Source organism: Bacillus sp. ABR (assembly GCF_056172715.1).
This window is the reverse complement of record NZ_JAOYSL010000003.1, coordinates 97,333-124,140: the sequence shown is the minus strand read 5'-3', so window position 1 is coordinate 124,140 and position 26,808 is coordinate 97,333. Positions and strand designations below refer to the sequence as shown.

29 protein-coding genes are annotated in these 26,808 nt (G+C 40.5%); 21 read left to right on the top strand and 8 right to left on the bottom strand.

Annotation, left to right across the window (positions count from 1 at the left end):
- From OIT90_RS10735 to OIT90_RS10725, 3 genes are all read left to right on the top strand, one after another.
- On the top strand, positions 1-1,422 hold the full coding sequence (locus tag OIT90_RS10735) for a LutB/LldF family L-lactate oxidation iron-sulfur protein (protein WP_474892533.1): 1,422 nt from the start codon (positions 1-3) through the stop codon (positions 1,420-1,422).
- Positions 1,422-2,144, top strand: a complete 723-nt coding sequence (locus tag OIT90_RS10730) for a LutC/YkgG family protein (protein ID WP_144491257.1) — start codon at positions 1,422-1,424, stop codon at positions 2,142-2,144. The genes OIT90_RS10735 and OIT90_RS10730 overlap by 1 nt, the downstream gene beginning before the upstream one ends.
- Positions 2,145-2,289: 145 nt before the next feature.
- Positions 2,290-3,198 (top strand): DMT family transporter, encoded by a 909-nt coding sequence (locus OIT90_RS10725; protein WP_039178879.1) that lies wholly within the window; start codon positions 2,290-2,292, stop codon positions 3,196-3,198.
- Between the two features lie 12 nt (positions 3,199-3,210).
- Here OIT90_RS10725 and OIT90_RS10720 read toward each other — a convergent pair whose 3' ends face one another.
- Positions 3,211-3,402 carry a TIGR00366 family protein gene (locus OIT90_RS10720; protein ID WP_039178883.1) on the bottom strand — a complete coding sequence of 64 codons (192 nt, stop codon included), beginning with the start codon at positions 3,400-3,402 and terminating at the stop codon, positions 3,211-3,213.
- A 110-nt stretch (positions 3,403-3,512) separates the two neighbouring features.
- On the opposite strand from OIT90_RS10720, the gene OIT90_RS10715 reads away from it, so the two are divergent.
- The 7 genes from OIT90_RS10715 (at position 3,513) to OIT90_RS10685 (ending at position 13,212) form a co-directional block, all read left to right on the top strand.
- Positions 3,513-5,729: an RNA ligase gene (locus OIT90_RS10715; RefSeq protein ID WP_474892532.1), complete on the top strand. Its 2,217-nt coding sequence runs from the start codon at positions 3,513-3,515 to the stop codon at positions 5,727-5,729.
- A 64-nt stretch (positions 5,730-5,793) separates the two neighbouring features.
- Complete coding sequence (locus OIT90_RS10710; protein ID WP_039178889.1) at positions 5,794-6,504, top strand: DUF421 domain-containing protein; 711 nt, start codon at positions 5,794-5,796, stop codon at positions 6,502-6,504.
- Between the two features lie 227 nt (positions 6,505-6,731).
- Positions 6,732-7,310: a TetR/AcrR family transcriptional regulator gene (locus OIT90_RS10705; RefSeq protein ID WP_039178892.1), complete on the top strand. Its 579-nt coding sequence runs from the start codon at positions 6,732-6,734 to the stop codon at positions 7,308-7,310.
- Positions 7,311-7,331: 21 nt separating this feature from the next.
- Positions 7,332-10,475: a bifunctional cytochrome P450/NADPH--P450 reductase gene (locus tag OIT90_RS10700; RefSeq protein WP_268464538.1), complete on the top strand. Its 3,144-nt coding sequence runs from the start codon at positions 7,332-7,334 to the stop codon at positions 10,473-10,475.
- 193 nt (positions 10,476-10,668) lie between these two features.
- On the top strand, positions 10,669-11,577 hold the full coding sequence (locus OIT90_RS10695; protein ID WP_268464537.1) for a trypsin-like serine peptidase: 909 nt from the start codon (positions 10,669-10,671) through the stop codon (positions 11,575-11,577).
- A gap of 259 nt (positions 11,578-11,836) precedes the next feature.
- Entirely contained in the window at positions 11,837-12,217 is a 381-nt protein-coding gene (locus OIT90_RS10690; RefSeq protein WP_228280000.1) for a NucA/NucB deoxyribonuclease domain-containing protein, read from the top strand.
- 146 nt (positions 12,218-12,363) lie between these two features.
- Positions 12,364-13,212, top strand: a complete 849-nt coding sequence (locus tag OIT90_RS10685) for an STAS domain-containing protein (RefSeq protein WP_039178899.1) — start codon at positions 12,364-12,366, stop codon at positions 13,210-13,212.
- A gap of 32 nt (positions 13,213-13,244) precedes the next feature.
- On the opposite strand, the gene OIT90_RS10680 is transcribed toward OIT90_RS10685, so the two are convergent.
- A complete protein-coding gene (locus tag OIT90_RS10680) occupies positions 13,245-13,787 on the bottom strand; it encodes an IseA DL-endopeptidase inhibitor family protein (RefSeq protein ID WP_039178902.1) in 543 nt (180 codons plus the stop codon).
- A gap of 296 nt (positions 13,788-14,083) precedes the next feature.
- On the opposite strand from OIT90_RS10680, the gene OIT90_RS10675 reads away from it, so the two are divergent.
- Positions 14,084-14,533: a hypothetical protein gene (locus OIT90_RS10675; RefSeq protein ID WP_058838685.1), complete on the top strand. Its 450-nt coding sequence runs from the start codon at positions 14,084-14,086 to the stop codon at positions 14,531-14,533.
- A 45-nt stretch (positions 14,534-14,578) separates the two neighbouring features.
- On the opposite strand, the gene lexA is transcribed toward OIT90_RS10675, so the two are convergent.
- Positions 14,579-15,199, bottom strand: coding sequence for a transcriptional repressor LexA (gene lexA, locus OIT90_RS10670; protein WP_024425129.1), 621 nt, complete (start codon positions 15,197-15,199; stop codon positions 14,579-14,581).
- A 159-nt stretch (positions 15,200-15,358) separates the two neighbouring features.
- Here lexA and yneA point away from each other — a divergent pair, with 159 nt between their 5' ends.
- The 6 genes from yneA to OIT90_RS10640 all read left to right on the top strand — a co-directional run bounded on the left by yneA (position 15,359) and on the right by OIT90_RS10640 (position 19,773).
- Positions 15,359-15,670: a cell division suppressor protein YneA gene (gene yneA, locus OIT90_RS10665; RefSeq protein ID WP_034283425.1), complete on the top strand. Its 312-nt coding sequence runs from the start codon at positions 15,359-15,361 to the stop codon at positions 15,668-15,670.
- Between the two features lie 17 nt (positions 15,671-15,687).
- A complete protein-coding gene (locus tag OIT90_RS10660; RefSeq protein ID WP_268464534.1) occupies positions 15,688-16,335 on the top strand; it encodes a YneB family resolvase-like protein in 648 nt (215 codons plus the stop codon).
- Between the two features lie 69 nt (positions 16,336-16,404).
- On the top strand, positions 16,405-16,635 hold the full coding sequence (locus OIT90_RS10655) for a DUF896 domain-containing protein (RefSeq protein WP_024425132.1): 231 nt from the start codon (positions 16,405-16,407) through the stop codon (positions 16,633-16,635).
- Between the two features lie 187 nt (positions 16,636-16,822).
- A complete protein-coding gene (tkt, locus tag OIT90_RS10650; protein ID WP_107163738.1) occupies positions 16,823-18,826 on the top strand; it encodes a transketolase in 2,004 nt (667 codons plus the stop codon).
- Positions 18,827-19,023: 197 nt separating this feature from the next.
- Positions 19,024-19,470 (top strand): sporulation inhibitor of replication protein SirA, encoded by a 447-nt coding sequence (gene sirA, locus OIT90_RS10645; protein ID WP_024425134.1) that lies wholly within the window; start codon positions 19,024-19,026, stop codon positions 19,468-19,470.
- A gap of 84 nt (positions 19,471-19,554) precedes the next feature.
- On the top strand, positions 19,555-19,773 hold the full coding sequence (locus OIT90_RS10640; RefSeq protein WP_003212379.1) for a YneF family protein: 219 nt from the start codon (positions 19,555-19,557) through the stop codon (positions 19,771-19,773).
- Positions 19,774-20,032: 259 nt separating this feature from the next.
- Here OIT90_RS10640 and OIT90_RS10635 read toward each other — a convergent pair whose 3' ends face one another.
- Positions 20,033-20,206 carry an aspartyl-phosphate phosphatase Spo0E family protein gene (locus OIT90_RS10635; protein ID WP_369810454.1) on the bottom strand — a complete coding sequence of 58 codons (174 nt, stop codon included), beginning with the start codon at positions 20,204-20,206 and terminating at the stop codon, positions 20,033-20,035.
- Between the two features lie 209 nt (positions 20,207-20,415).
- On the opposite strand from OIT90_RS10635, the gene OIT90_RS10630 reads away from it, so the two are divergent.
- Both OIT90_RS10630 and OIT90_RS10625 read left to right on the top strand, forming a co-directional pair.
- A complete protein-coding gene (locus OIT90_RS10630) occupies positions 20,416-21,123 on the top strand; it encodes a cytochrome c biogenesis CcdA family protein (protein WP_151284320.1) in 708 nt (235 codons plus the stop codon).
- 94 nt (positions 21,124-21,217) lie between these two features.
- Positions 21,218-21,700, top strand: coding sequence for a CcdC family protein (locus OIT90_RS10625; RefSeq protein ID WP_024425136.1), 483 nt, complete (start codon positions 21,218-21,220; stop codon positions 21,698-21,700).
- A 22-nt stretch (positions 21,701-21,722) separates the two neighbouring features.
- On the opposite strand, the gene OIT90_RS10620 is transcribed toward OIT90_RS10625, so the two are convergent.
- From OIT90_RS10620 to sspO, 4 genes are all read right to left on the bottom strand, one after another.
- Entirely contained in the window at positions 21,723-22,151 is a 429-nt protein-coding gene (locus tag OIT90_RS10620; RefSeq protein WP_075611441.1) for a DUF2621 domain-containing protein, read from the bottom strand.
- Between the two features lie 262 nt (positions 22,152-22,413).
- Positions 22,414-22,815: an Hsp20/alpha crystallin family protein gene (locus tag OIT90_RS10615; RefSeq protein ID WP_039178919.1), complete on the bottom strand. Its 402-nt coding sequence runs from the start codon at positions 22,813-22,815 to the stop codon at positions 22,414-22,416.
- Positions 22,816-22,917: 102 nt separating this feature from the next.
- Positions 22,918-23,064 carry a small acid-soluble spore protein P gene (locus OIT90_RS10610; RefSeq protein WP_003211331.1) on the bottom strand — a complete coding sequence of 49 codons (147 nt, stop codon included), beginning with the start codon at positions 23,062-23,064 and terminating at the stop codon, positions 22,918-22,920.
- 16 nt (positions 23,065-23,080) lie between these two features.
- Positions 23,081-23,227, bottom strand: a complete 147-nt coding sequence (sspO, locus tag OIT90_RS10605; RefSeq protein ID WP_039178922.1) for a small acid-soluble spore protein O — start codon at positions 23,225-23,227, stop codon at positions 23,081-23,083.
- A gap of 220 nt (positions 23,228-23,447) precedes the next feature.
- Between sspO and acnA the strand changes: the two genes are divergently transcribed.
- Complete coding sequence (gene acnA, locus OIT90_RS10600; RefSeq protein ID WP_064498511.1) at positions 23,448-26,177, top strand: aconitate hydratase AcnA; 2,730 nt, start codon at positions 23,448-23,450, stop codon at positions 26,175-26,177.
- A gap of 66 nt (positions 26,178-26,243) precedes the next feature.
- Positions 26,244-26,747: a TlpA family protein disulfide reductase gene (locus OIT90_RS10595; RefSeq protein ID WP_047203113.1), complete on the top strand. Its 504-nt coding sequence runs from the start codon at positions 26,244-26,246 to the stop codon at positions 26,745-26,747.
- Positions 26,748-26,808: the final 61 nt, after the last annotated feature.

Here is a 26,808-nt window from a genome sequence, read left to right as displayed (position 1 = left end):
ATGAGTATGAAAATTGGAGAAAAGGCCTTTAAAGAACGGATCGGGAAAGGTTTAGAAGACGCTGTCATGAGAGGTGCTGTCTCCTCAGCACAGGAACGTCTGTATAAAAGGCGGCTGACTGCAAGCGAGGAGCTTGGCAATTGGGAAAAGTGGCGTGAGCTTGGTGAGGAAATCCGGCAGCATACGCTGACGCATCTTGATGACTACTTATATCAATTAAGTGAAAGTGTAAGTGCACGCGGAGGCCATGTCTTTTTTGCGAAAACAAAGGAAGAGGCATCAGCATATATTCAAGAGGTGGCACAGAAAAAAGCAGCCAAAAAGGTCGTCAAATCAAAATCAATGGTCACAGAAGAAATCGAGATGAATCAAGCGCTTGAAGAGGTCGGCTGTGAGGTGGTAGAAAGCGATCTTGGTGAATATATTCTGCAAGTGGATGACCATGAACCGCCTTCACATATTGTGGCACCTGCTCTTCATATGACGAAAGAGCAAATACGGGAAGTATTTCATGAGAAGCTAGGGTATGAGATGTCAGAAACACCCGAAGAAATGACGAATTTTGTAAGAGCCATCTTGCGTGAAAAATTCCTAGAAGCTGATATTGGTGTGACCGGCTGTAATTTTGCAGTGGCCAACACAGGGTCCATCTGCCTTGTAACAAATGAAGGGAATGCAGATCTTGTCACGGCTATACCGAAGACGCATATTGCCGTTATGGGAATGGAGCGGCTTGTTCCAACGATGGAGGAACTGGATGTCCTTGTGGGTCTTTTGTGCAGAAGCGCAGTCGGCCAGAAATTAACTAGTTATATTTCTGTAGTGGGACCAAAAGGAGAAGGTGAAGTGGATGGACCAGAAGAATTCCACTTGGTCATTGTGGACAATGGGCGGTCAAATATATTAGGAACGGCCTTTCAGCCTGTTCTCCAATGTATCCGGTGCGCAGCCTGCATCAATGTATGCCCGGTTTACCGGCATGTTGGCGGACATTCGTACGGTTCGATTTATCCCGGGCCAATCGGAGCTGTTCTTTCGCCGCTTCTTGGCGGCTATGATGACTACAAGGAGCTCCCCTTTGCATCAAGTCTGTGCGCAGCCTGCACGGATGCTTGTCCAGTGAAAATTCCACTTCATGAGTTATTGATTAAACATAGACAGGTGATCGTAGAAAAAGAGGGCAGAGCGCCTAAAGCTGAAATGCTGGCGATGAAAATGTTTGGCATGGGGGCAGCGTCTCCCGGGATGTATCAATTTGGAACAAAAGCAGCCCCTGCATTGATGAATCGTATGGCGACAAACGGACAAATTTCAAAAGGAATAGGTCCTTTAAAGAATTGGACAGATATTCGTGACCTGCCAGTTCCAAGTAAGGAAAGATTCAGGGATTGGTTTAAAAAGAGACAAAAGGAGGAGAAGTGATGAAGGGGACCATTTTTCACCGGGAGTCGTTTTTATCTCAAATCCAGCATCAATTAGGCAAAAACTCTTCCCCATCTGCCTCTATTCAACGGCCGGCATGGAAGCATCAAGTCCAGTGGGAGACAAACGGAAGTTTGTCTAAAGATGAATTAGTCGAGCAATTGAAAAAGCAATGTCAGCAAATTCATACAAGAGTAGTCGAAACAACACCGGAGAAAGCGCCCTCGGTATTACGATTGTTGATGACAGAATATGGTGAGGGGGCTGTGATGACATCGCGTGATCATCGCTTTGAACAATATGGTTTTAGCCCTATGTTTGACAGCTTGCAACGAGATGGGATTTCCATCGCCTGCTGGAATACAGATCTATCAAGAGAAGAAAACATAAGGCAGGCAGAACAAGCGAAATATGCAGTTGTGTTCAGTGATTATACCCTTGCAGAATCAGGTACAGTTGTCCTTTCATCCCATCAAGGTCAAGGGAGAGCGCTGCATTTTTTGCCAATGATGTATATCGTGTGTATAGAGAAAAGCTCGATTGTTCCGCGAATGATTCAGGCTGTTTCGGCTCTTAATCGCTCAGTAGAAGAGGGGGAGCAGGCGAAAGGCGCCATCCATTTCATATCAGGTCCAAGTAATTCTGCCGATATTGAAATGAATTTAGTGGTAGGGGTTCATGGTCCAGTTCAGGCCATTTATCTGTTAATAGATGATGAATGAAGGCTTTCGTAATGAAAGCTTTTTTTCATCCAACAAGCTGACGCCAGTTTTAAAAAATCATCTTGCCACTAGGTGAATGGACATAGTAAGATGACGACATATAAGATGAACTGCTCATCTACTGCTGATGTAAAGGAAGCTGCTAATGGAAATCAAGACAACTGCTCAAACGAAATCAATTGCATTGCCACTTGTGATTTCGATTATTGCTATTTCGTTTTCTGCAATCATTGTGAAATGGTCAAATGCACCTGCTGCTATTTTAAGTATGTATCGAATGATCTTTGCGGCGGCTTTCATGCTGCCATTTATCCTGCCAAGAAAAAAAGAATTTCTCTCAATAAAACGCAGAGACTGGTTTTTCTTATGTATGTCAGGCTTCTTTTTAGGCCTCCATTTTGTGCTGTGGTTTGGCTCACTGAAGCTGACGACAGTGGCAAGCTCTACCATTATTATCGCTCTACAACCGATGGTGTCCTTATTAGGCGGATTCCTCATTTTCCGTGAACGAACGACGATGTCTGCTCTATTGACGATGTGTGCAGCGATTGTTGGTGCCCTCATGATAGGCTGGGGAGATATTGGTCATAGCAAGGAAGCCATCTTAGGAGATATTTTATCCTTTTTGAGTGTGATCGCTGTTGTTTGTTACTTGTTAATAGGTCAACAGGCTGTAAGAAAAATATCTCATTGGATTTATAGTTTTTGTGTATTTGGTTTTGCTGGTCTTTTTTTAATTTTATTCAATCTGCTTCAGCAAACCCCTTTTATAGGTTATCCGGCTAAAGAGTGGGGAATCTTTTTATTGCTCGCTATCATTCCCACTATGTCTCATGTCATTAATAATTGGCTTTTAACTTATGTTAATGCGACAACTATTTCGATGAGTATTCTAGGAGAGCCTGTTGGGGCAACGATCCTTGCTGTATGGCTGCTTGGAGAGAAAGTCACGCTGCTCCAAATGCTTGGCGGTCTGCTTGTTCTTTTAGGTGTCTTTTTCTTTTTGATGCAGCAGCGTCAAGGAATCGTGATGAAAACAAAAAAATCCGGTTAACTCCCGGATTTTTTACTCTTTTAGATCGTTTTTTTCAATCACTTTGTTTAATCTTGCCTCGATTTTTTTCAATTCCATTCGTTTTCTTCTAATCATGCGAAATGCGAGGACAATGATTGTCACAATAAAGGCAATGAATAGAAGAGAGAACACTTGAAATAGAAGATCTCCCATGTTGAATGCCATATTCTCTCCATTAAACATACGTAAAACCTCCTTTTCTATCTATATATTACCATAATCAATAAAAGATTGAGATTTATCCATAATTTATCTATAATAGGTAAAATATCACTCATTAAAGGAGAACCAATATGAGAACTTTAGTCCTTTTACGAGGTCTCCCAGGCGTAGGTAAATCAACATGGATCAAAGAACAAGGCTTAGAGCCTTACACTTTATCAGCGGATCAAATCCGGCTGTTAACCCAGCCGCCGCAGCTATCAGTCAATGGGAAACTAGACATTTCAAGCAAGCATGACCACAAAGTTTGGTCTTTATTATTCGATTTACTCACAGCCCGTATGGAGCGCGGAGACTTTACTGTGATTGATGCGACACATATTTCAAGCAAATCAATTTCTCAATATAAGTCTTTAGCGACATCGTATCGTTATAGGGTGTATGTCGTCGATTTCACGCAGGTGCCCCTTGAGACAGCTCTTTTACAAAATCGCTCACGTGAATCTCACAAAGTGGTGCGGGAATCTGTTTTGTATCAAATGAACGAGCGGTTAAAAACAGAAAAGGTCCCATCATGGGTGACTGTTTTGAAGCCGGAGGAATATCCGCAAGTGATGACCTATCAGCCTCGATCCTTTGATCAATATGAGGCCATTCATGTTTTCGGAGATATTCACGGTTGTTACACCGCACTTACCACCTATTTGCAAGGAGATATCAAAGAAAACGAACTTTATATCTTCGCAGGTGACCTTCTTGATAGAGGAATAGAAAACAAAGAAGTATTAGAATGGATGCTCGCCCATAGAGAATGCCGGAATGTCATCGTCATTGAAGGCAATCATGATCAGCATTTATACCGGTTTGCACATGGTGAAAAAGTCAGGAGCAATATGTTTAACAGGCATACTGCGCCTGAACTTGAAGCAGCAGACTTTGATTTAAAAGAAGTACGAAAGTTTGTTAGAACATTTCATCAGCTTACTTATTTTACGTACCATAATCAGACATTTCTTGTTACCCACGGGGGGCTTGCTCATTTGCCAGAAGAGCTTTTGCATGTCTCAACACAGCAGCTCATTCACGGCGTAGGAGAATATTCAGATGACATTGATCACTTGTTTGTTCAAAACACGGCTGGGCTGGATGTCATCCAAATTCACGGTCATCGCAATTTATACAGACTGCCAATTCACGCAGCGGAAAGATCTTATAACCTAGAAGGTCAGGTTGAATTTGGGGGGCAGCTGCGGGTGTTGAAAATCACGGCTGAAGGGATTAAGACTCATGAAATTGACAATCCAGTCTACAGGGCCTCTGAGAAAAAACAATCAGCTGCTGTTCAGCCAGATATTTCACTGGATGATTTTTTAGCTCATTTAGATCAGCATGAATATGTACAGGAATTAAAGCTTCCGCACCATATTTCATCTTTTAATTTTACGAAAAAGGCTTTTAGTGAGCGGCAGTGGGACGATGTGAATGTGAAGGCAAGAGGTTTGTTTGTCAACATGGTTTCTAAGCAGATTGTTTCTAGAAGCTACAATAAATTTTTTAACATTGATGAGCGTCCGGAGACAAGAATGCAGCATTTAGTGAACCATCTACAATTCCCTGTCACCGTATATGATAAAGCAAATGGATACTTAGGAACTGTTGGGTATAACGAAATGGAAGATGAATTGGTGTTTACGTCCAAATCGTATACATCACATGTGAAACAAAATCAGCATGCCTCCTGGGTCGAAGAGCTATTTTATAAGACCTTCGATGACGTGCAAGCTGACTACATCAAATCTTACGTCCGTGACCAGCATGTATCTCTTGTGTTTGAAGTCATTTTGCCAGAAAAAGATCCGCATATTATCACATATGAACAAGATCAACTCATTTTACTCGATATAGTGAAGCGGCAGTTAAGCTACGAAAAAGCACCATTCGCTGAAGTGAAAAGATTAAGTGAGCAGCTTGGAATATCCAGCAAGCAGGAAGTGGCTGTTTTCCATGATTGGACGTCTTTTTATAAATGGTATCAAGCGGTCTCTCATGATGACACAATTGAAGAAGAGGGATATGTCATTGAGGACGCTCGCGGCTTTATGACCAAACTCAAGCTCCCTTATTATCAATTCTGGAAGCAGATGCGCGGGATCAAGCAGCGCGTTGCAGAGAAGCGTTCCTCGCAAAAATATATGCATGCTTTGCAAACAGCGGAGCAAGCTAAGTTCTATACGTGGCTTCTTGAGCAAGAAGCAGATCATGTGAGGAATAGCTCAATTATTGAACTGCGATCACAATTTGAACAAAGCAGTACTGCCCAATTGAATAATGATGAAATAAATGCATAGTCTAACAAAGAGTCTTTTCTAAGGAAAAGGCTTTTTTTGATGCAAATGAAAGGTGGACACTTGCATGTCTGAACATATTGAAGTGATTCTTCGGACGATGTTTGCTTTTGCGATTTTATTTGGAGGAGCACGTCTTTTAGGAAAACAAACCATTGCGCAAATGAATATTTTTGATTTTATAGCAGCCATCAGCTTAGGTTCAATTGCTGCAAACCTGGCGTTTAATACAACGCTGCCGCTACAGCACACAACGATTTCCTTTGTGTCACTTGTCATGATTATTTATGTGATTTCCCTGATTGCATTAAGAAGCCGGAAGATGAGAGGGCTGATGGCTGGTAAACCAACTCTTGTCATACAAAATGGGAAAATTCTTGAAGGAAATATGAAGGGAATGAGATATACCCTTGATTATTTAAATCAGCAGCTGAGAGAAAAAGACATCTTTGACATTAGTGAAGTTGAATTTGCCATGATTGAAACAGATGGGCATATGTCAGTGAAAAAATACCCTTCGTTTGAAAATGTCACACGGAAGGACCTTCAATTATTCATGAAGGCAGAGCGTTACATGCCGATTGAAGTCATCATGGACGGGAAACTCATCCAAAAAAACATACATGAAAATCATTTAACAGAGCAATGGATAGAAGAAGAGCTTAAAAAAAGGCAGCTGTCCTTAAAGGACATTGTGTATGCTGTCCGTTCAAGTAATGGAAGCTTATATATTGATACATATGACGACCACATTCAGTCACCAATCGATCAGGAATGAATGTGTAGTGCTGATGACACCTGCATGACACACATTTGACAATCTTTATAAGTCCTTTGGATGTCATCTGACTAGGTATCATTTCTCAATTATTATTATTTTCAGAAAATGTGGTGACGGAGTAAAATAAGTGTGTTTAAGTATAAATAGATGAAATTGAAATATTAATATAATATACCGTTTGCGGAATGAACGTTCATTCCTATATTTCAAAAGGAGGGGATGAAATGCCAGCAGTGACTGATAAACAAGAACAGATCATGAAAGCTTCGCTGGAACTATTTATAGAACGAGGCTTTGATGGCACCACAATGCCGATGATTTCAAAAAGAGCAAACGTCGGAGCGGGCACCATTTACCGTTATTTCGACAGCAAGGAGGCACTCGTCAATATTTTGTACCAGCGCAGCCTCTCAGCATTTATCGAAAAAATGAACACAAACAGTCCAGATCCAAAGGTAAGTATTCGGGCGTACTTTAAGCATGTATTTTATTGCTTGGTTTTGTTTACAAAGGAGAATCCAAGCGGGCTGTATTTTTTAGAGATTGATAAACGGTCCCATTACTTAGACGAAACGAGCAAAGAGAAAATGCAGCATTTGTTACATGAGCTGTTCCTTATCTTTGAAGAAGGGAAAAAGGATGGAATTCATCCAAACCTCTCTGGCAGAACCATTTTATCGATTGTATTTGGTGCTTTTGTGCAGCTGCATAAACAAATTCTTGCAGAAGAAATAGAGCCAACAATTGAATTTTTAGAGGAGATTGAGCAATGTTTATGGCGCGCCATCAGCGTTGCATCATAAAGAGATAAAGGGAGTGGGCATATGAAGCAAACATCAATCATTCCAAAACCAAAAACATACGGACCTTTTAAAAATATTCCCCATATAAAAAAGGGGGAGCTTTCTCAAACTTTTTGGCGGCTGGCAGATGAATTAGGACCGATTTTTCAGTTTGAATTTTCAAATGCAACAAGTATTTTTGTTTCCAGCCATGAGCTTGTCCAAGAAGTATTTGATGAGAGCCGTTTTGATAAATTTATTGGGACTAGTCTCAGTAAAGTAAGAGCCTTTGCAGGAGATGGGTTATTTACGAGCTGGACAGAAGAACCGAACTGGAGAAAGGCTCATCAAATCTTGATGCCAGCATTCAGCCAGCAGGCCATGAAGGGCTATCATGAAATGATGCTCGATATTGCCACACAACTCGTGCAAAAATGGCAAAGAACAGGCCGCGATGAAGAAATTGAAGTAGCTGAGGATATGACAAAGCTGACTTTAGATACGATCGGCCTTTGCGGTTTTGATTTTCGCTTTAACAGTTTTTATAAAGAAAACCAGCATCCATTCATAGAAAGCATGCTGAAAGGCTTAAATGAAGCAATGGAGCAGTCGAGCCGATTGCCGATTGCCGATAAACTCATGATCAAAAGACGAAAAGAATTTGATCAGCATGTCGATTTTATGAAGCAATTAGTAGATGACATTATACAGGAACGAAGAAAACAAGATAAAACAGGCGATGATTTACTGTCACTTATGCTGCATGCAGAGGACCCTGAAACAGGTGAACGTTTATCTGATGAAAATATCCGTTATCAAATCATCACCTTCTTAATTGCAGGGCACGAAACAACAAGCGGACTGCTATCCTTTGCGATTTATTTCTTATTAAAGAATCCAGAGAAATTAAAGAAAGCTGTCCAAGAAGCAGATGAGGTGCTGCAAGGCGGATTGCCGACATTTAAACAAGTGCAAAAGCTAAGCTACACTCGTATGGTGTTAAATGAAGCCCTTCGCCTCTGGCCTACGGCGCCTACGTTCTCTCTTTATGCGAAAGAGGACACAGTAATCGGGGGAAAATATCCGATTCACAAGAATCAAAGTGTCTCTGTTCTGCTCCCTAAATTACACCGTGATCCAGCGGTATGGGGCGAGGATGCTGAAGAATTTAAACCAGAGCGGTTTACGCATCCTGAGAAAATCCCGCAGCATGCTTACAAGCCTTTTGGGAATGGACAGCGTGCATGTATCGGTATGCAGTTCGCCCTGCATGAAGCTACGATGGTTCTCGCGATGGTCCTGCATAATTTAGAGTTAATTGATCACACATCTTATGAGCTTGATTTAAAAGAATCTCTGACGATTAAACCAAACGATTTCAAAATCAAGGTGCGACCAAGGAAGCAACAATTCTTTATGGCACCACCGAAAGAAGAACCGAAGAAAAGCACCAAATCTGGTGAGTCAAAAGTGCCGAGTCACGGTACACCGCTGCTAGTTTTGTACGGATCGAATCTTGGCACAGCAAAGCAAATAGCGAATGAATTGGCGGAAGACGGGAAAGCAAAAGGATTCGATGTGACCACTGCGCCGCTTGATGAATATACACGCCAATTGCCAGATACAGGCGCTGTCCTCATCGTGACCGCTTCATACAACGGATATCCGCCTGACAATGCGAAGCAATTTGTGGATTGGCTGGCGCAGGATGAGGAGCAGGATTTATCAAACGTGACATTTGCGGTCTTTGGATGCGGAGATCGAAACTGGGCGAGCACGTACCAGCGGATCCCCCGTCTGATTGATGAGGCCCTTGAAAGAAAAGGTGCCAAACGTGTAGCTGATTTAGGAGAAGGTGATGCAGGTGGTGATATGGATGAGGATAAAGAAATTTTCCAGAAAACTGTCTTTGAACAGCTTGCAAAAGAATTTAAGCTCACCTTCCAAGAAAAGGGGAAGGAAAAACCAAACCTATCAGTTGCTTATACGAATGAGCTAGTGGAGCGTCCTGTAGCTAAAATATATGATGCCTTTTCAGCTGTTGTATTGAAAAATGAAGAATTACAATCAGAAACAAGCACGAGGCAGACAAGACATATTGAACTGAAATTGCCATCTGGAAAAGCATACAAAGAAGGAGATCATATTGGGATTGTACCGAAAAATAGTGATGCACTCGTTGAGCGTGTGACCCGCCGCTTTAAACTAAATCCAGAGCAGCATATCAAGCTTTCATCTGAGAAAGAGGCAAGTCATTTACCATTAGAACAGCCGATTCCAATCAAAGAATTACTCGCCTCACATGTTGAGCTTCAAGAGCCTGCGACACGTACACAGCTAAGAGAGCTCGCAGCACATACGGTATGTCCGCCTCACCGCGTGGAGCTTGAACAAATGGCTGGAGAAGCATATCAAGAAGCCATTTTAAAGAAACGAGTAACCATGCTGGATTTATTAGATCAATATGAAGCGTGCGAGCTGCCGTTTGTACACTTTTTGGCGCTTTTACCAGGTTTGAAACCGCGTTATTATTCGATCTCTAGCTCGCCTAAGGTAGATGCAGAAAAAGTCAGTATCACAGTAGCAGTTGTAAAAGATAAAGCGTGGAGCGGTAGAGGAGAATATGCCGGAGTTGCCTCAACCTATTTATGTGGTCTAAAAGAAGGAGAAGAAGTAGCCTGCTTCCTGCATGAAGCGCAAGACGGATTCCAGCTGCCTCCTTCATCAGAAGTGCCGATGATCATGATCGGACCAGGTACAGGAATTGCTCCATTTAGAGGATTTGTTCAGGCAAGAGAAGTGTGGCAGAAGGAAGGGAAGCAGCTTGGCGAAGCCCACTTATATTTTGGCTGCCGTCACCCTGAGGAAGATGATCTATATTTTGATGAAATGCAGCTTGCCGCTCAAAAAGGAGTTATCCATATCCATCGTGCTTATTCTCGTTACGATGATCAAAAAGTATATGTCCAGCATTTGTTGAAAGAAAACGGCGCCAGGCTCATCGAATTGCTTGATCAAGGAGCTTATCTGTACGTGTGCGGAGACGGAAAAGTCATGGCCCCAGATGTAGAGGCTACACTAATCGATCTCTATCAAAACGAGAAACAATGCTCGAAGGAAACAGCTGAAAATTGGCTGACAGCCCTTGCAAATGACAATAGATATGTAAAAGATGTGTGGAGCTGATAAAAGGAAAGACCGCCAATTAGGCGGTTTTTTTCTATTCTCATAGAAAGAGATCGATAGAATGAAGGTTGGGAAGATACGAAACACCTAATTTAAAAATGAAATATTTTGTAAAAAATAAGAATATTCTCTCATTTACTCCAATATGAAACAATCGTATGATTTTTGATATAGGACATAAAGGAGGAATATGATGAAAAAGGTGAAAATGTTACTCCCTTCTCTTCTCGTTTTTGGTGCTTTAAGTGTGCCTAGTTTTGCCTATGCCGCATCGGATTCAGTACTAACGTCTGATTATGACATGGTGACTTCTGATGGAAAAGTGATTTCTTCAAGTGATTTTCACAATGATAGGAAAGCCCCCTCATCCTTTGACAAAGTGGATGATCTTTCTTCTACTGTTGGCGAAAAAGTAAAACCACTATCAAAATATTTAAAAGATTTTCAAACAAAAGTCGTCATTGGAGACGATGGTAGAACCAAAGTAGCAAATACAAGAGTAGCACCATACAATTCGATTGCTTATATTACATTTGGCGGCTCCAGCTGTACAGGGACACTCATTGCTCCTAATAAAATTTTGACAAACGGACACTGCGTGTACAATACGGCATCGAGAAGCTATAGTGAAAAAGGAACCGTATATCCTGGTATGAATGATAGTACTGCGGTGAACGGTTCAGCAAAAATGACTGAGTTCTATGTGCCAAGCGGGTATATTAATACTGGTGCAAGCCAATATGACTTTGCCGTAATCAAAACCGATACGAACATTGGCAATACGGTCGGCTACCGATCCATCCGCCAGGTGACAAACTTGACTGGGACAACCATTAAAATCTCAGGATATCCTGGTGATAAAATGAGATCGACTGGCAAGGTGTCACAATGGGAGATGTCAGGTCCTGTGACGAGAGAAGATACGAATCTCGCATACTATACGATTGATACATTCAGCGGAAATTCAGGTTCTGCCATGCTGGATCAGAACCAGCAAATCGTTGGAGTTCATAACGCTGGGTATTCAAACGGAACGATGAATGGCGGGCCGAAAGCTACAGCTGCCTTTGTTGAGTTTATAAACTATGCGAAAGCGCAATAAAAAATAGAGCTTGTTTCCTTCATAGGGGACAAGCTTTTTTGTATGAATTCATTTAATAGAAGATTCATTTTTTTAACCTATGGATTTGAGATTGAGAGCTTCATCAATTTTTTCACATGTCATCCGCGAACCACTCATACATTAAAATGTCACATTTCCTTTAAGTCAAAATCATGCTTGAGATGGATGAGGAGGTCACGCGCTTTTGAAGATGAAAAGAGGCTGGATCGCTGCTGTCGCTTTATGTTTTGTGATATGGATGGGCATGTTGTTAGGTGGATTTGGAGAGAAGCAGGCAGCAAAAGGGGCTGATCGATATGATCATGTCGTTCAATTTCCAAAGGAAAGGTACCCTGAAACAGGCAGTCATATTCAAGAAGCCATTCGAAAAGGGCATTCAGATGTGTGTACCATTGACAGGAATGGAGCAGATGCCCGCAGGCAAGAATCATTAAAAGGGATTCCGACAAAACCTGGATTTGACCGTGATGAATGGCCGATGGCGGTTTGTCTTGAGGGAGGAAAAGGCGCAAGCGTTCAATATGTCAGTCCATCTGATAATAGGGGAGCAGGCTCATGGGTCGGGCACCAAATCAGCGGATTTCCTGATGGGAAAAGAATATTATTCATTGTGAAATAAATCTGAGGAAAAGGCACCCCTCGAGCGGGTGCTTTTTTGTTTATGGCAGAGCGTATCCGAGCTGGCAGGGAAAAAAGATTCAGTGGTACAATCAATCTATAAGGTACAAAGACTGACAAGAAGAAAATGTGAAGGGACATTTGCTTATGGATAAGAACCGTGCATTATACGATTTTTTTATGCAGCATGCAGAGAAGCTGACTGAAACATGGTATGAATCAATTGAGGACGATGATCCAGAATCGATATATCGTTCAACAGATTCCAGCATCATTGCAGAGCTAAAACGGCAGAATCAAGATTATTACCAGCACTTTATACGAGCTATTATTGAAGACAAGACATATTTACATACTGAATTTAAAAAATGGTCTGAGGATTTAGCCAGTGATCCGAAGCATTTAAATACACCATTAGATTATGTCGTAAGAGAATACATGTCCAATCAAAGAGTCGTTCTGCATTACTTAAAAGAATTTATTAAACAGCGTCAAGGTGACATTGATATTGACCGTATTTTTTATTGGTATGATTTAATTTCCGAAGCGTTTAATATTTCAATCCATGTGTTTATCCAGCAATATGTGAAAAATACAACGAAGAAGCTTGTGGCTCAAAGAGATATGATTTATGAATTGAGTTCACCGGTGATTGTTTTAAAAAGCCAGATTGCGTTGTTGCCTTTGGTAGGTGATATTGACACAGCGAGAGCAAAGATTATTTTAGAAAATACGCTAAAACAGTGCTCGCAAAAAGGGGTTCAGCATTTATGTATTGATCTATCGGGTGTTGTCATTATTGATACAATGGTGGCTCATCAAATCTTTGATCTTGTCACATCACTTCGATTAATTGGAGTAGAGACGACCATTTCAGGAATTAGACCAGAAATTGCTCAAACAGCAGTACAGCTCGGGCTTCCTTTTAATGAATTTCGCACGGCGTCATCACTTGCTCACGCGCTGGATCGCATGACTGAATTTTCTCCAATATAAAAACCAGGCCGATGAGAGGCCTGGTTTTTTATTTAGATGACAGCGTCAATTTGTGTGACTTTCCAATCTTTTTGTACTTTTTCGTACGTAACAGTTCGTTTTACTTTGCGTCCATCAAGTGTTGGGACAGTAAATTCATATGTGCGGACTGTTTGTTTCTTAGAAACAAGTTTAGGTGTGGCTTTTTCCCAATTGAGCATGTTATCTCCGTCACCGACTGGAACAGCCATTTTGCCTTTATGAACAATAAACTGATAATCTTTTAAACCATGTTTGATGGCATCTTGAGTGAACACTTGAGATAGGTAGCTGTTTAATTTTTTCTTTGTATCAAATGTTTTAGAAAGATAGTTGTATGTCATATCTTTATAGGTAAATGATTTTAATTTGTAATTAGAATGTTCTTTAATTTTGTAGCCTGACATTGCACTCCAAAAGTGTTCTCTTGCATCAAGGGCAATATGTAACGCTTCTTTATTTGTCAAAGCGGCTGATTTCTTGGAAGCGGCCAATGTTGTAGTTTGTAATGAGATCATAAGCATAATAGCAGTTAATAAAACAAATAATTTTTTCAAGGCAATTGCCTCCTTTTCTCAATGAAAACTTCTTATGTTACAAATGTTACAATAATTACAGTGATATTACAAGTATTAAATCTAAATGTTTTTTTATTTCTTTTGTTTCTAATTATATAACGTTTGAGGGAGACAAAAAGTTTTCATTTTTTTTATTTTCTTCTTAATGATTATTTAACCGTTCTAAAGAAGAACGAAACGTCTTTTGGAAAAATTTCTATTTAGACGTTTAACACACTTTTTTTATTTATGACATATACTGTCGTGATGAATGTCTAAAGAAAGTGGTGTTTATTATGTATCATCCGTATGAAGGTGTGTGGAATGGGTACTCATATGATAGGCAGATGCAAGGATTTCCATCTGTTGGTATTCCTCAAGGTGGAGGGTTTCCTGGGTTTCCAATCGGAGGAGGAGGTACTTGGCCAGGGCAAGGTTCAGGCGGACACTCAGCCCCGCCGGCACCGCCGCAGCATATCATTTCGCAGTATCAGCAAGCACTCTCTCAGCCACAAAGTATGCAGTCGCTTATATCTGGGCACGGTGTTGGCGGAGGCCATCAAACTGTACAATTTGCAGCGGGATGTAATAGAAGATGGACAATTGTGCTTTTGAGAAACGGTCAAGTATTTTTAATGTATATCCTTTCCTCACAGCCATTTGGCCGAACTACTGGCTTTATATGGCCGAACTTTACATTTGGTTCCTTCCCAAGTTCAAGTATTCTTGCCTATTCTTGTGCATAAGAAAAAGCCGGTTCTCATCAGCAGCTGATGAAATACCGGCTTTTTTTAATGAATATTTCGAAATACGCCAATCACTTTACCTAGTATACTCACATTCTGTAAAATAATCGGTTCCATTGATGGGTTCTCTGGCTGTAATCTAAAGTGTGTATCTTCTTTATAAAAGCGTTTGACTGTCGCTTCATCTTCCTCTGTCATGGCGACCACAATATCACCATTGTTAGCGGTGCTTTGCTGACGCACAATGACATAGTCCTTGTCCAAAATACCTGCATCAATCATACTTTCTCCCATAATTTCAAGCATAAACACTTGTTCATCTGGTGCTGCAAAAGTCTCTGGAAGAGGGAAGTATTCTTCTACATTTTCAACAGCGGTGATAGGAAGACCGGCCGTTACTTTTCCGATGACTGGAACGTTCATTACAGCACTCTTTGGAATATTCATTTCCTCTTCATCTAGTACTTCGATCGCTCTAGGTTTTGTCGGGTCTCTTCTAATTAAGCCCTTTGTTTCTAGTCTAGCTAAATGTCCATGGACCGTTGAACTGGATGCTAGACCGACAGCTTCTCCAATTTCACGGACGGATGGGGGATAACCCTTGCTTTTTACTTCATCTTTGATGAATTTCAGGATATCGAGTTGTCTTTTTGATAGCTTCGTCATCTTTTGCACCTCAAAACGTCAATTTTAAAGAAATTATAGCATGTTTTTCCTAACAGTACAAACATAGGTTCGAAAAAAACGTTTGACAGAAACGTTTGTTCGTATTTATAATGAGTGACAGAAAGAGCGAACACATATTCTATTAGGAGAGATGACATTATGAGGTTAAAAGAATCTATTATTTTTATTGGGGTATTCTCATTCATCGTTGGCATATTTCTCTCACTTATTGCAGTCACAAGCCATAATGATACAAATCAGTATGTTAAAATAGAGGTTCAATCAGGTGATACTCTTTGGGGGTTAGCTGATCAAGTAAACGACAGCAAATCAATCGACAAAAATGCATTTATTGATTGGGTTACCGAACACAATGATCTTGCTTCAACTGAAATCCAGCCTGGCGACATTCTTGTTATACCCGTCAAAAAAGAGCATCCAGTCGTATATCAGCTTGCAACAGTACAATAGAAAGGTCGATTTTAGACATGAACGCAATCATTTATGCGAGAGTAAGCACTGTCAAAGAAGAGCAGGAAACCTCGCTGAAAAGACAAGAAGAAGAACTGCTGGCGTTAGCTGCCATGCACAAGATGAATGTGGTCAAAGTCATCAAAGAAAAAGCGAGTGGATATGATCTAAATCGTGATGGTGTGTTTGAAATGCTTGCTGCACTGAAGGAAGAGTCAATCGATGCCGTTCTGATCCAGGATGAAACTCGTCTTGGAAGAGGACAAGCAAAAATTGCACTTCTTCATTGTCTATTTAAAGAGAACGTAAAGGTATACAGCGTATTTCATAGAGGAGAGCTTGAGCTTTCAGAAGCAGATGAAATGGTCATTGAGATTGTAGGGGTCGTTGAAGAGTACCAACGGAAAATTCATAACCTGAAAATCAAGCGGGGAATGAAAAGGGCAGTTGAGCGCGGATATCAGCCTGAACTGAATTTAAGGCAGCAGGACCATGCACCTGGCCGTGAGCGTATTGAAGTGCCGATTTCAGAAATTGTTCGATTAAGAAAAAACAATATGACATTCGCCGAAATTGCCGCAACTCTTCAGGCATTAGGTTTTGACATTTCAAAAGCAACGGTGCATAGAAGGTATCAAGAATATGAAAAAGACCTTACCACCTAAAGCGTGATTTGTTGTCAAAATGATTGATATTTAGTAGTATGTAGAGAAAATGCTTTAAAGGAGTTTGTCATGATTTCTAAAGAACAGCTTGCAAGAATAAATGAGCTTTCAAAAAAGTCGAAAGAGACCGGTTTATCAGACGCTGAAAAAACAGAACAAAAGCAGTTGAGAGAAGAGTATTTGAAAGCTTTTCGTTCTTCTATGAAAAATACACTTAAAACTGTCAAGATTGTTGATCCTGAAGGAAACGATGTCACACCAGAAAAATTAAAAAGAGAAAAAGATCAGAACCTTCATTAAGGCTGTGATTTCTTGAATTTTGAAAAGATGGGAAGACTATTCTCGTCTTTTTTCATATTTGCATAACTTTTTAGGTGATCGATAAACTAAATGTGACAAAATCCTTCTTTTTCAGCGTGAAATAGTTGTGAAAAAAGGACAGTAGATTTATGATAATGGTGTACACAAGATACGGAAGGGGATTTATATGGAAACGATTGAATTGAAATCTATTGCAACAATACGTACTCTCTCCATAGACGCAATTGAAAAAGCGAATTCCGGTCACCCAGGAATGCCGATGGGTGCTGCACCAATGGCGTACGCTTTATGGACGAATCACTTAAACGTAAGTCCGCAAAATCCAAATTGGTTTAACAGAGACCGCTTTGTTTTATCTGCGGGACATGGTTCTATGCTTCTATACAGCATGCTTCATTTAAGCGGATACAATCTGAGCATCGACGATTTAAAACAATTCCGCCAATGGGGAAGCAAAACACCTGGACATCCTGAATTTGGACACACAGAAGGCGTAGATGCGACAACTGGTCCTTTAGGCCAGGGAATTGCTATGGCAGTAGGAATGGCACTTGCAGAAAGACATCTTGCGGAAACGTATAACAAAGACAACTTTCATGTTGTAGATCACTATACATACAGCATTTGCGGAGATGGAGACTTAATGGAGGGGATTTCCTCTGAAGCTGCTTCACTTGCTGGTCATTTAGGCTTAGGCCGTTTAATCGTTCTTTACGATTCAAATGACATTTCTTTAGATGGCGACTTAGATCGTTCATTCTCTGAAAATGTGAAGAATCGTTTTGAAGCGATGAACTGGGAAGTTCTTTACGTGAAAGATGGCAACAACATCGAAGAAGTAACTGCTGCTATTGAAAAGGCGAAACAAAGCACAGACAGACCTACTTTAATCGAAGTGAAAACAACAATCGGTTTCGGTTCGCCAAACCGTGCGGGAACGTCTGGTGTGCATGGTGCACCTCTTGGCAGCGAGGAAGCTAAGCTGACGAAGGATGCTTACTCTTGGACGTTTGAGGAAGACTTCCATGTACCTTCTGAAGTGTACGATCATTTCAAAGAAGCTGTCAAAGACGCTGGTCAGAAAAAAGAAGCAGCTTGGAATGAGCTGTTTGCGCAATATGAAAAAGAATATCCAGAGCTGGCAGCACAGCTGAAGCTTGCGATTGAAGGAAAGCTTCCTGAAAATTGGGACCAAGAGGTTCCTGTTTATGAAGCAGGTTCAAGCCTTGCTTCCCGTGCATCTTCAGGCGAAGTGTTAAATGGTATTGCAAAGCAAGTACCTTTCTTTATTGGCGGGTCTGCTGACCTTGCTGGATCAAACAAAACAACGATTAAAAACACGGATGATTTCGGAAAAAATAATTATGCCGGCAAAAACATTTGGTTCGGTGTTAGAGAATTTGCAATGGGTGCGGCGCTCAACGGTATGGCGCTTCACGGCGGTCTTCGTGTATTCGGCGGAACGTTCTTTGTTTTCTCAGATTACTTAAGACCAGCGATTCGTCTTGCTGCCTTAATGGGACTTCCAGTCACATACGTCTTTACTCATGATAGTATCGCTGTTGGTGAAGATGGTCCAACACATGAACCGGTTGAACAGCTTGCTTCACTGCGTGCGATGCCTAATCTTTCCGTTATTCGCCCAGCAGATGGAAATGAAACAGCTGCAGCGTGGAAACTAGCTGTATCTTCAACGGATAAACCGACTGCACTAGTTCTTACTCGTCAAAACCTTCCAACGATTGACCAGGCACCAGAGAAGGCATATGAGGGAGTAGAAAAGGGTGGATACGTTGTGGTTGAAGCAGCTGATGCACAGCCAGAAGCACTTCTACTCGCTTCAGGATCTGAGGTTGGTTTAGCCATTGAAGCCCAAAAAGCACTTGAAAAAGAAGGTATCCGCGCATCTGTTGTCAGCCTTCCTGCATGGGATCGCTTCGATCAGCAGTCAGACGAATACAAAGAATCCGTTCTTCCTAAAGCAGTACGTGCACGTATTGCGATTGAAATGGGTGCTTCACTTGGCTGGGAGCGTTATACTGGCCTTGACGGTGACGTGATTGCAATTGATAAATTTGGCGCTTCTGCACCAGGTGAAACCATTATCGAGAAATACGGATTTACTGTCAGCAATGTAGTCAGCCGTGTGAAAGCGAAGCTGAATAAATAAACGAACTCCAAGCATCATGCTTTTTTGCTATCTGTTTGCAGAGCATTTTCATCCGCTCTGCAAACTTTTTTCTTTTTCTTGTTTTTTTGACAAAACTAGTTTCTTCTTGCTTCATATATAGACAATTCTTTCTTTCACATTTTTGTATAATACAAGCAATAAACGAGATTGACGAAATGTGAAAGGAAGGGATAGACATGGAACGCCATTATTATATTTATTGGATTGAGGATGAATTTGCACATCACTATTTTGGCAGAGAATCGATTTTGTTTCATTTGTTTGAGTCGTTACACTGGACGAATCGCACCGACGATGAGTTAGTTATGCTTGTGAAGCAAGTGGATTATGTGACGAAGCGAATCCCTGCTTTTCATATGCATCAGCGTCTCATGAATAACTTAACGAACATTCACTATACACAAATAGGCTCGATTTACAGTGCTTCCTTACCAGATGGAAAAGGAACCGCAGCATTTATTATTAAAGACCGGTATATCCAAATGTCTGCCACTGGCAGTTATGAGGCAGAAGCAGTGTTTTTTGAAGTGCTGAGAAAAATCAGCCCTTGTTTTCTTGCGATGGACTTTAGTTCAAAGAAGCACGGGTGGCTTAATCCAGTAAAAGTGAGGAATTTTGTTTAAAAAAATAAAATTGAACGTGAAATGTTGTATAATAGCCTTTTGTTTAGTACACTTTATACGAGACAACATGAAGGAGGAAGAATTATGGATTTATGGGTTGTCATCCTTGTAGGCGTTGTTGCACTGCTTGCAGGAGTTGCACTCGGATTCTTTATTGCTCGTAAGTATATGATGAGCTATTTGAAAAAGAATCCACCGATTAATGAACAAATGCTTCGAATGATGATGATGCAAATGGGCATGAAACCGTCCCAGAAGAAAATCAATCAAATGATGAAAGCCATGAACAACCAAGCGAAATAATACGTACGATATTATGATCATAGATGGAACATGGTTATAAAGAATGGACAAGCGTTGTCCTTTCTTTATTCAATTCACCTTCATCAGACGCTTAAAACCACTGTACTTGCATGAATGAAGCAGGGAAGGTGGTTTTTATTATGGCGTCAAACAGCATGAAAAACAAAAAACCCCTATATCAGAGGTTTTCGTTTCTTTTATGGTCACACATATCAACTGTTCTACAATGGTGCGGCATGTTTGATATCATGAAGTATAATTAGTTGGCTGAGTTTGAGTGTAAGTGTCGTTGATATTGTAAGAGGAGATGATCTAGCTGCTGGCTATGTTCGATGGTCACTGTTGATGTCATCCCATTATGCAAGACAACTTTCATCAGCTCTTCTCTTTTTTCTTCGATTTGAGTTAATAATGATGTTTTTACCAAAGTCATGTTCCTTTCATGCAAATCTTGATAAAAAGAATCGATTCTATTATATCCATTTTAAGGTTTATTTTCAAATTTAAAGGATTCATTATCTTGATGTCAAATTAAATTATATAAGGTTTTAAGAGAATAGACCATCTTTATTGAGGTGATGTAAAAAAAATGAAATGATTTTGTCATCTCTTATTGTATATTTGTAAGAAGGGGGTGTTCTTTTGACAGATTTGAATTACTTTTTAGCATTTGGAGCAGGATTTCTTTCTTTTATTTCACCGTGTTGTCTTCCGCTTTATCCAGCATTTTTATCGTATATTACGGGCGTTAGTATAGATGAAGTGAAATCCGAGAAGGTGATGCTGAGAAAAAGAAGTCTGCTTCATACATTATTCTTTTTAATTGGTTTCTCTATTATATTTATTGCGATTGGGTTTGGGACATCGTTTGTCGGGAAGTTTTTTAATGATTATCATCAAGCGATTCGTCAAATTGGAGCCATCCTTATTATTTTCTTTGGTTTTATGACTCTTGGCGTATTCAAGCCCTCTTTCCTCATGGGTGAAAAGAGAATACAGTTCAAAAATCGTCCTGCTGGTTTTTTTGGATCCATTCTCATCGGAATGGGCTTTGCCGCTGGATGGACACCTTGTACTGGCCCTATTTTATCCGCTGTCATCACACTGGCGAGTAACAATCCTGAGTCGGCTGTCATGTATATGATTGCGTATATATTTGGATTTGCCGTCCCGTTTTTTATTCTCTCCTTTTTCATTACGAAAATGGGGTGGATCAGAAAGCGCCAGCAGCTTATCATGCGAATTGGCGGAATCATTATGATTGTGGTAGGGATTTTGCTGTTCTTTGATCTTCTGACATGGATTATCATCATGTTCTCATCATTGTTTGGCGGTTTTACAGGCTTTTGAAATCGTTTTCTACAGTCGCGGCGAATGGTTTTTTTTCGTCAATTGGAGTATATTATACATAGGCTGACCTTAAAGAATAAAGGAATGATTTGATATGATGATCTTGATCTCTTCTATAATTGCGGTATGTATGGCGGTGGCCGTCATGTTTATTCGCATTAAGTCATCTGCAAAACCTGCAACGGCAAAAAAAATTATTTTACCTCCTATTTTCATGAGCACTGGCGCACTGATGTTTTTTGTTCCAATGTTCCGGGTAACTGGAGCTGAATTTCTAGAAGCGATCACAGTGGGGATGTTTTTCTCTATATTTTTAATTAAAACATCGAAGTTTGAAATTAGAGGCAATGACATTTACTTAAAGCGGTCAAAAGCATTTGTGTTTATTCTCATTGGACTTCTTGTCCTTCGTATCGGAATGAAGACCATCCTAAGTTCTTCTATTGATTATGGCTCATTAAGCGGGATGTTTTGGATTCTTGCCTTTGGCATGATCGTGCCTTGGCGGGTTGCCATGTATTTGTCGTTTAGAAAGCTGTCTAAACAATTAGATCCGCAGCAAATTCAAATGAATTAAACCTCCTTTTTAAAAAAGGAGGTTATTTTAATAACGATTCATATGGCGAGTGATCAATGTTTTTTTCTTGAAGGCGCTTCAATAAAAATTTATGATCACGCTTTGGTGTAGCCATAATGTAGCCGCGAATGATTAAGTCTAGATTAATGCTGGCAGCCTGTTCTTTTAATGCCAGCTCACCAATTTTACCCGCTATTTTTTCTTTGGCAACATCTCTAAACAGCTCTGGAACAGGTGATACGAGTTCATTTAACAGCTGTTTGTCCTCATCCCGCCATAGGTGAAGGCTCTTTTGAATATATTCATCCTGCCAATCAAGCTCTGATTTCCCATCTTCCTTTGGCAATCGTTTTAAAAATTTGCGAAACATAAAAAAGCCACCGATTGCGAGTAATCCGATCATCACTGTACCCCAAAATAAAATGAACCACAAAAACCAGCCGCTTAACATGTTCTCACTCCTTATACCCCTTATCTCTCTATTTTATATTACATGAAGAGAGGATAGAAGAAAATAACAAAAATGTATGTCTATTATCTCTATAAACGCCCTTTTTCATTGATAGCCGCCCATTTACTAGAATGACCCAAACCGATTAGTAGAAAAAGAATACATTATCATATAGCGATTCTACTATTTGGCCATGGTGGTTCGCAAAAGGTATTGACTTGAAACGAACGGGAAGAGAGCCCACCTATATGAAGGTGGGCTCTTAATGTTTGAAGTGGGGGATTTGAAAGGAAAATGCACCGCTTGGATGGTCGGAACATTTTTTAATTTTTATCGATATGATTTGGTTTTCATAATCTGTTGCAATGTCTTTGTCGTTTAAATAAAAAGGAAGCATCACGCTTTTTTCAATTGGCTGTTCGCCTTCACCTTTTGGCTTTTGTACTGTGTAAGTCAACGTCAGCTCATGTCCAGCGAAGGTCAGCTTTACATCAGTGATCGATAAGGTGGAGACATCGATTTCAATAATATAATCACGGCTTGTTTCATAAAGATCAATTGGGAGGTGTTCATCATACCAGGCAAATGGATCATCCATTAAAACATTGAGCCAATCATCTATTTCAAGGAAATCAGAGGAATTCGATTGCTTTTCATTCTCCATAAACACTCCTCCATCACATCTCATAATAAATCATATGATGAAAATGGAAATGTGTGAAAGACCTAAAACATCCCGTGTGGTCACGGGATGAGAGGGGAATGATTACATATCATGATGAGAATTGTGCTTTTGTCTTGTATGGTTGCGGTTTTTCACTTTTTTACTGCCTGATAGCGGCTCAGGCTGACCGCCTTGATGCTCCTTAGGAGAGTTTTGACGGATGTCTTTCCCTGTGTTTTTATTCGTCATGATGTTTGGCTCCTTCTTATTGATTTTTTTTGCGTTTTTTATTGTTTTGTCTTTGTTCTTCTGTTAAAACGAGTTGATCATCTTCCGTATAGCCTGCGCCATTACCTTGGCTTTTGGCTGCGTTCATGCCGTCAATGACATGATTTGCTTTGCGTTTTGTCATGTTCTTTCACCTCATTTGTAGTATGAACCCGCTGCGCTTCGTTTATGAAGAGTAATCATTTCCTAATGATAAGTTAAACTTATTGAATTTAATAAAAGCATTGTTATTTACTTATGTATGAATTTGTTTTAAGATGAAATTGTGAGAAAATTGTGGTGAAATACGACGATTTTTCTGAGAATTGAAATTGATCTTGATCATCAAAAGGGGGATTTTGGACATGTCGAAACAGCAGCAAGTCGCTAAACAAGACGCTTTTCAATCTAGAAAAACGTTTTCGACAAATGGGAAAACGTATCACTATTATTCGTTAGAAGCACTAGAGAAACAAGGAATTGGAAATGTTTCTAAGCTGCCTTATTCCATTAAGGTACTTTTAGAATCAGTGCTTCGCCAAGTAGACGGTAGAGTGATCAAGAAGGAACACGTTGAAAACTTGGCAAAATGGGGAACTGCCGAGGTAAAAGAAATTGATGTTCCATTTAAACCTTCTCGTGTTATTTTACAAGACTTCACGGGTGTACCAGCCGTCGTTGACCTTGCTTCTTTAAGAAAAGCAATGGCAGATGTGGGCGGGGATCCGGATAAAATTAACCCTGAAATTCCAGTTGACCTTGTTATTGACCACTCAGTACAAGTTGATAAAGCTGGAACTGAAGATGCATTAAACATTAACATGGATTTAGAATTCGAACGTAACGCAGAGCGTTATAACTTCCTTAGCTGGGCAAAGAAAGCGTTTAACAACTACCAAGCTGTTCCGCCTGCAACAGGAATTGTTCACCAAGTGAACTTAGAGTATCTTGCAAGTGTTGTTCATGCGATTGAAGAAGATGGCGAGATCATCACTTACCCAGATACATTAGTTGGAACTGACTCTCATACAACGATGATTAACGGTATCGGTGTACTTGGATGGGGCGTTGGCGGTATCGAAGCGGAAGCTGGTATGCTTGGTCAGCCTTCATACTTCCCAGTACCAGAAGTGATTGGTGCTAAATTAGTTGGAGAGCTTCCAAACGGAACGACTGCAACTGACCTTGCATTAAAAGTCACACAAGTCCTTCGTGAAAAAGGCGTAGTAAACAAGTTCGTTGAGTTCTTCGGACCGGGTGTTGCTCAATTGCCATTAGCAGATCGTGCAACAATTGCGAACATGGCGCCAGAATACGGTGCTACTTGTGGATTCTTCCCAGTAGATGAAGAAGCACTTGCTTACCTTCGCCTTACTGGACGTGATGAAGAGCAAATTAATATCGTTGAAGAATATTCTCGTGCAAATGGCTTATTCTATACGCCAGATGCAGAAGAACCAGTTTTTACTGATGTTGTGGAAATTGATCTTTCTAAAATTGAGTCAAACTTATCTGGTCCTAAACGTCCACAAGATTTGATTCCACTTTCTCAAATGAAAGAGACGTTCCATAAACACATCGAAAGCCCAGCTGGTAACCAAGGGTTTGGCTTAGATAAATCAGAGCTTGATAAACAAATCGAATTTGATCTTGCAAACGGTGAAAAAGCTGTGATGAAGACAGGTGCGATTGCGATTGCAGCGATTACGAGCTGTACGAATACATCGAACCCATACGTGTTAATCGGAGCAGGTCTTGTTGCGAAGAAAGCAAGTGAGCTCGGTATGAAAGTGCCAAACTACGTGAAAACGTCACTAGCGCCGGGTTCTAAAGTTGTAACAGGATACCTTGTGAATTCAGGACTTCTTCCATATTTAAGAGACCTCGGATTTAACATTGTTGGATATGGCTGTACAACTTGTATCGGAAACTCAGGACCGCTTGAGAAAGAAATTGAAGATGCTGTCTCTGAAAATGATCTGCTGATCACTTCTGTTTTATCAGGTAACCGTAACTTTGAAGGTCGTATCCATCCGCTTGTGAAAGGAAACTACCTTGCATCTCCACCATTAGTTGTGGCTTATGCACTTGCAGGTACGGTGAATATTGATTTAACAAAAGATCCTATCGGTGTCGATAAAAATGGCGAAAACGTTTATTTCAATGACATTTGGCCATCAATGGACGAAATCAACAGCGTCGTTAAAAGCACTGTCACACCTGAGCTATTCCGTTCAGAGTATGAAACTGTTTTTGACAACAATGACCGCTGGAATGAAATTAAAACGACGGATGATGCATTGTACAAATGGGATGAAAATTCCACATACATTGATAACCCGCCATTCTTTGAAAACCTATCAGTTGAACCTGGTAAAGTTGAACCGCTTAAAGGCTTACGCGTAGTTGCGAAGTTCGGTGACTCTGTTACAACTGATCATATTTCTCCTGCTGGAGCGATTGGTAAGGACACACCTGCGGGCAAATACTTGCAAGAAAGAGGCGTGTCGCCTAGAGACTTTAACTCATATGGATCTCGCCGTGGTAACCACCATGTCATGATGAGAGGTACTTTCGCAAACATCCGTATTAAGAACCAAATTGCACCAGGAACAGAAGGCGGTTATACAACTTACTGGCCAACTGGTGAAGTGACATCCATTTATGATGCATGCATGCGCTATAAAGAAGATGGAACAGGTCTTGCGATCTTAGCAGGTAAAGACTACGGAATGGGTTCTTCACGTGACTGGGCTGCAAAAGGAACAAACCTTCTTGGAATTAAATTTGTTCTAGCTGAAAGCTTTGAGCGTATCCACAGAAGTAACCTTGTCTTCATGGGCGTACTTCCTTTGCAGTTTAAAGACGGAGAAAGTGCAGAAACTCATGGTCTAACAGGAACAGAAACATTTGAAGTTCATGTTGACGAAACAGTTCGTCCGCGTGATCTCGTCACTGTGAAAGCAATTGACACAGATGGCAACGAGAAAACATTTGAAGTGGTCGTTCGTTTTGACAGTGAAGTTGAAATTGACTACTATCGTCATGGCGGTATCCTTCAAATGGTACTTCGCGAAAAATTGGCAAGCAACTAATACAGCAAAGAAGAGAAGGCGATTCAACAGCTTTCTCTTCTTTTTTAAAATAGTGGAGGATCAATCATGTGGAAAAAAGGAATGGCAAGCGCTGTTTTACTTGTGTTGATTGGTTTACTTGCGTGGAATTTATTTGGGCCAAAAGAGCCCGCAATCGGTCTTGAAAAAGGGGATCAAGCCCCTGATTTCGAACTAAAAACCCTTGATGGCAAAACCGCCTCGTTATCTGATTACCGAGGGAAAAAGGTGCTCGTCAATTTCTGGGCGACATGGTGTAAGCCGTGCAGGACAGAAATGCCGGATCTAGACGCAATCAGGAGTGAAAATGACCAAGTTGAAGTACTAGCGGTGAATTTGACGACCACTGAAAAGAGTGTGGATCATGTGGCAGCATTCACAAAAGAATTAAAGCTGAGCTTTCCTGTTTTATTGGACCAAAAAGGCATTCAAGCAAGATATCAGGTTCTTTCATACCCAACGACCTACATATTAGATGAAAAAGGACGCATCATGTCTGTGAAGCATCAAATGCTGACAAAAAAAGAAATTGAAAAAGAGCTGGATCTATAATGATTCAGCTCTTTTTGCTTATTTTCCAAATGTTTTGGCGAAAATGTAACCATACATATAT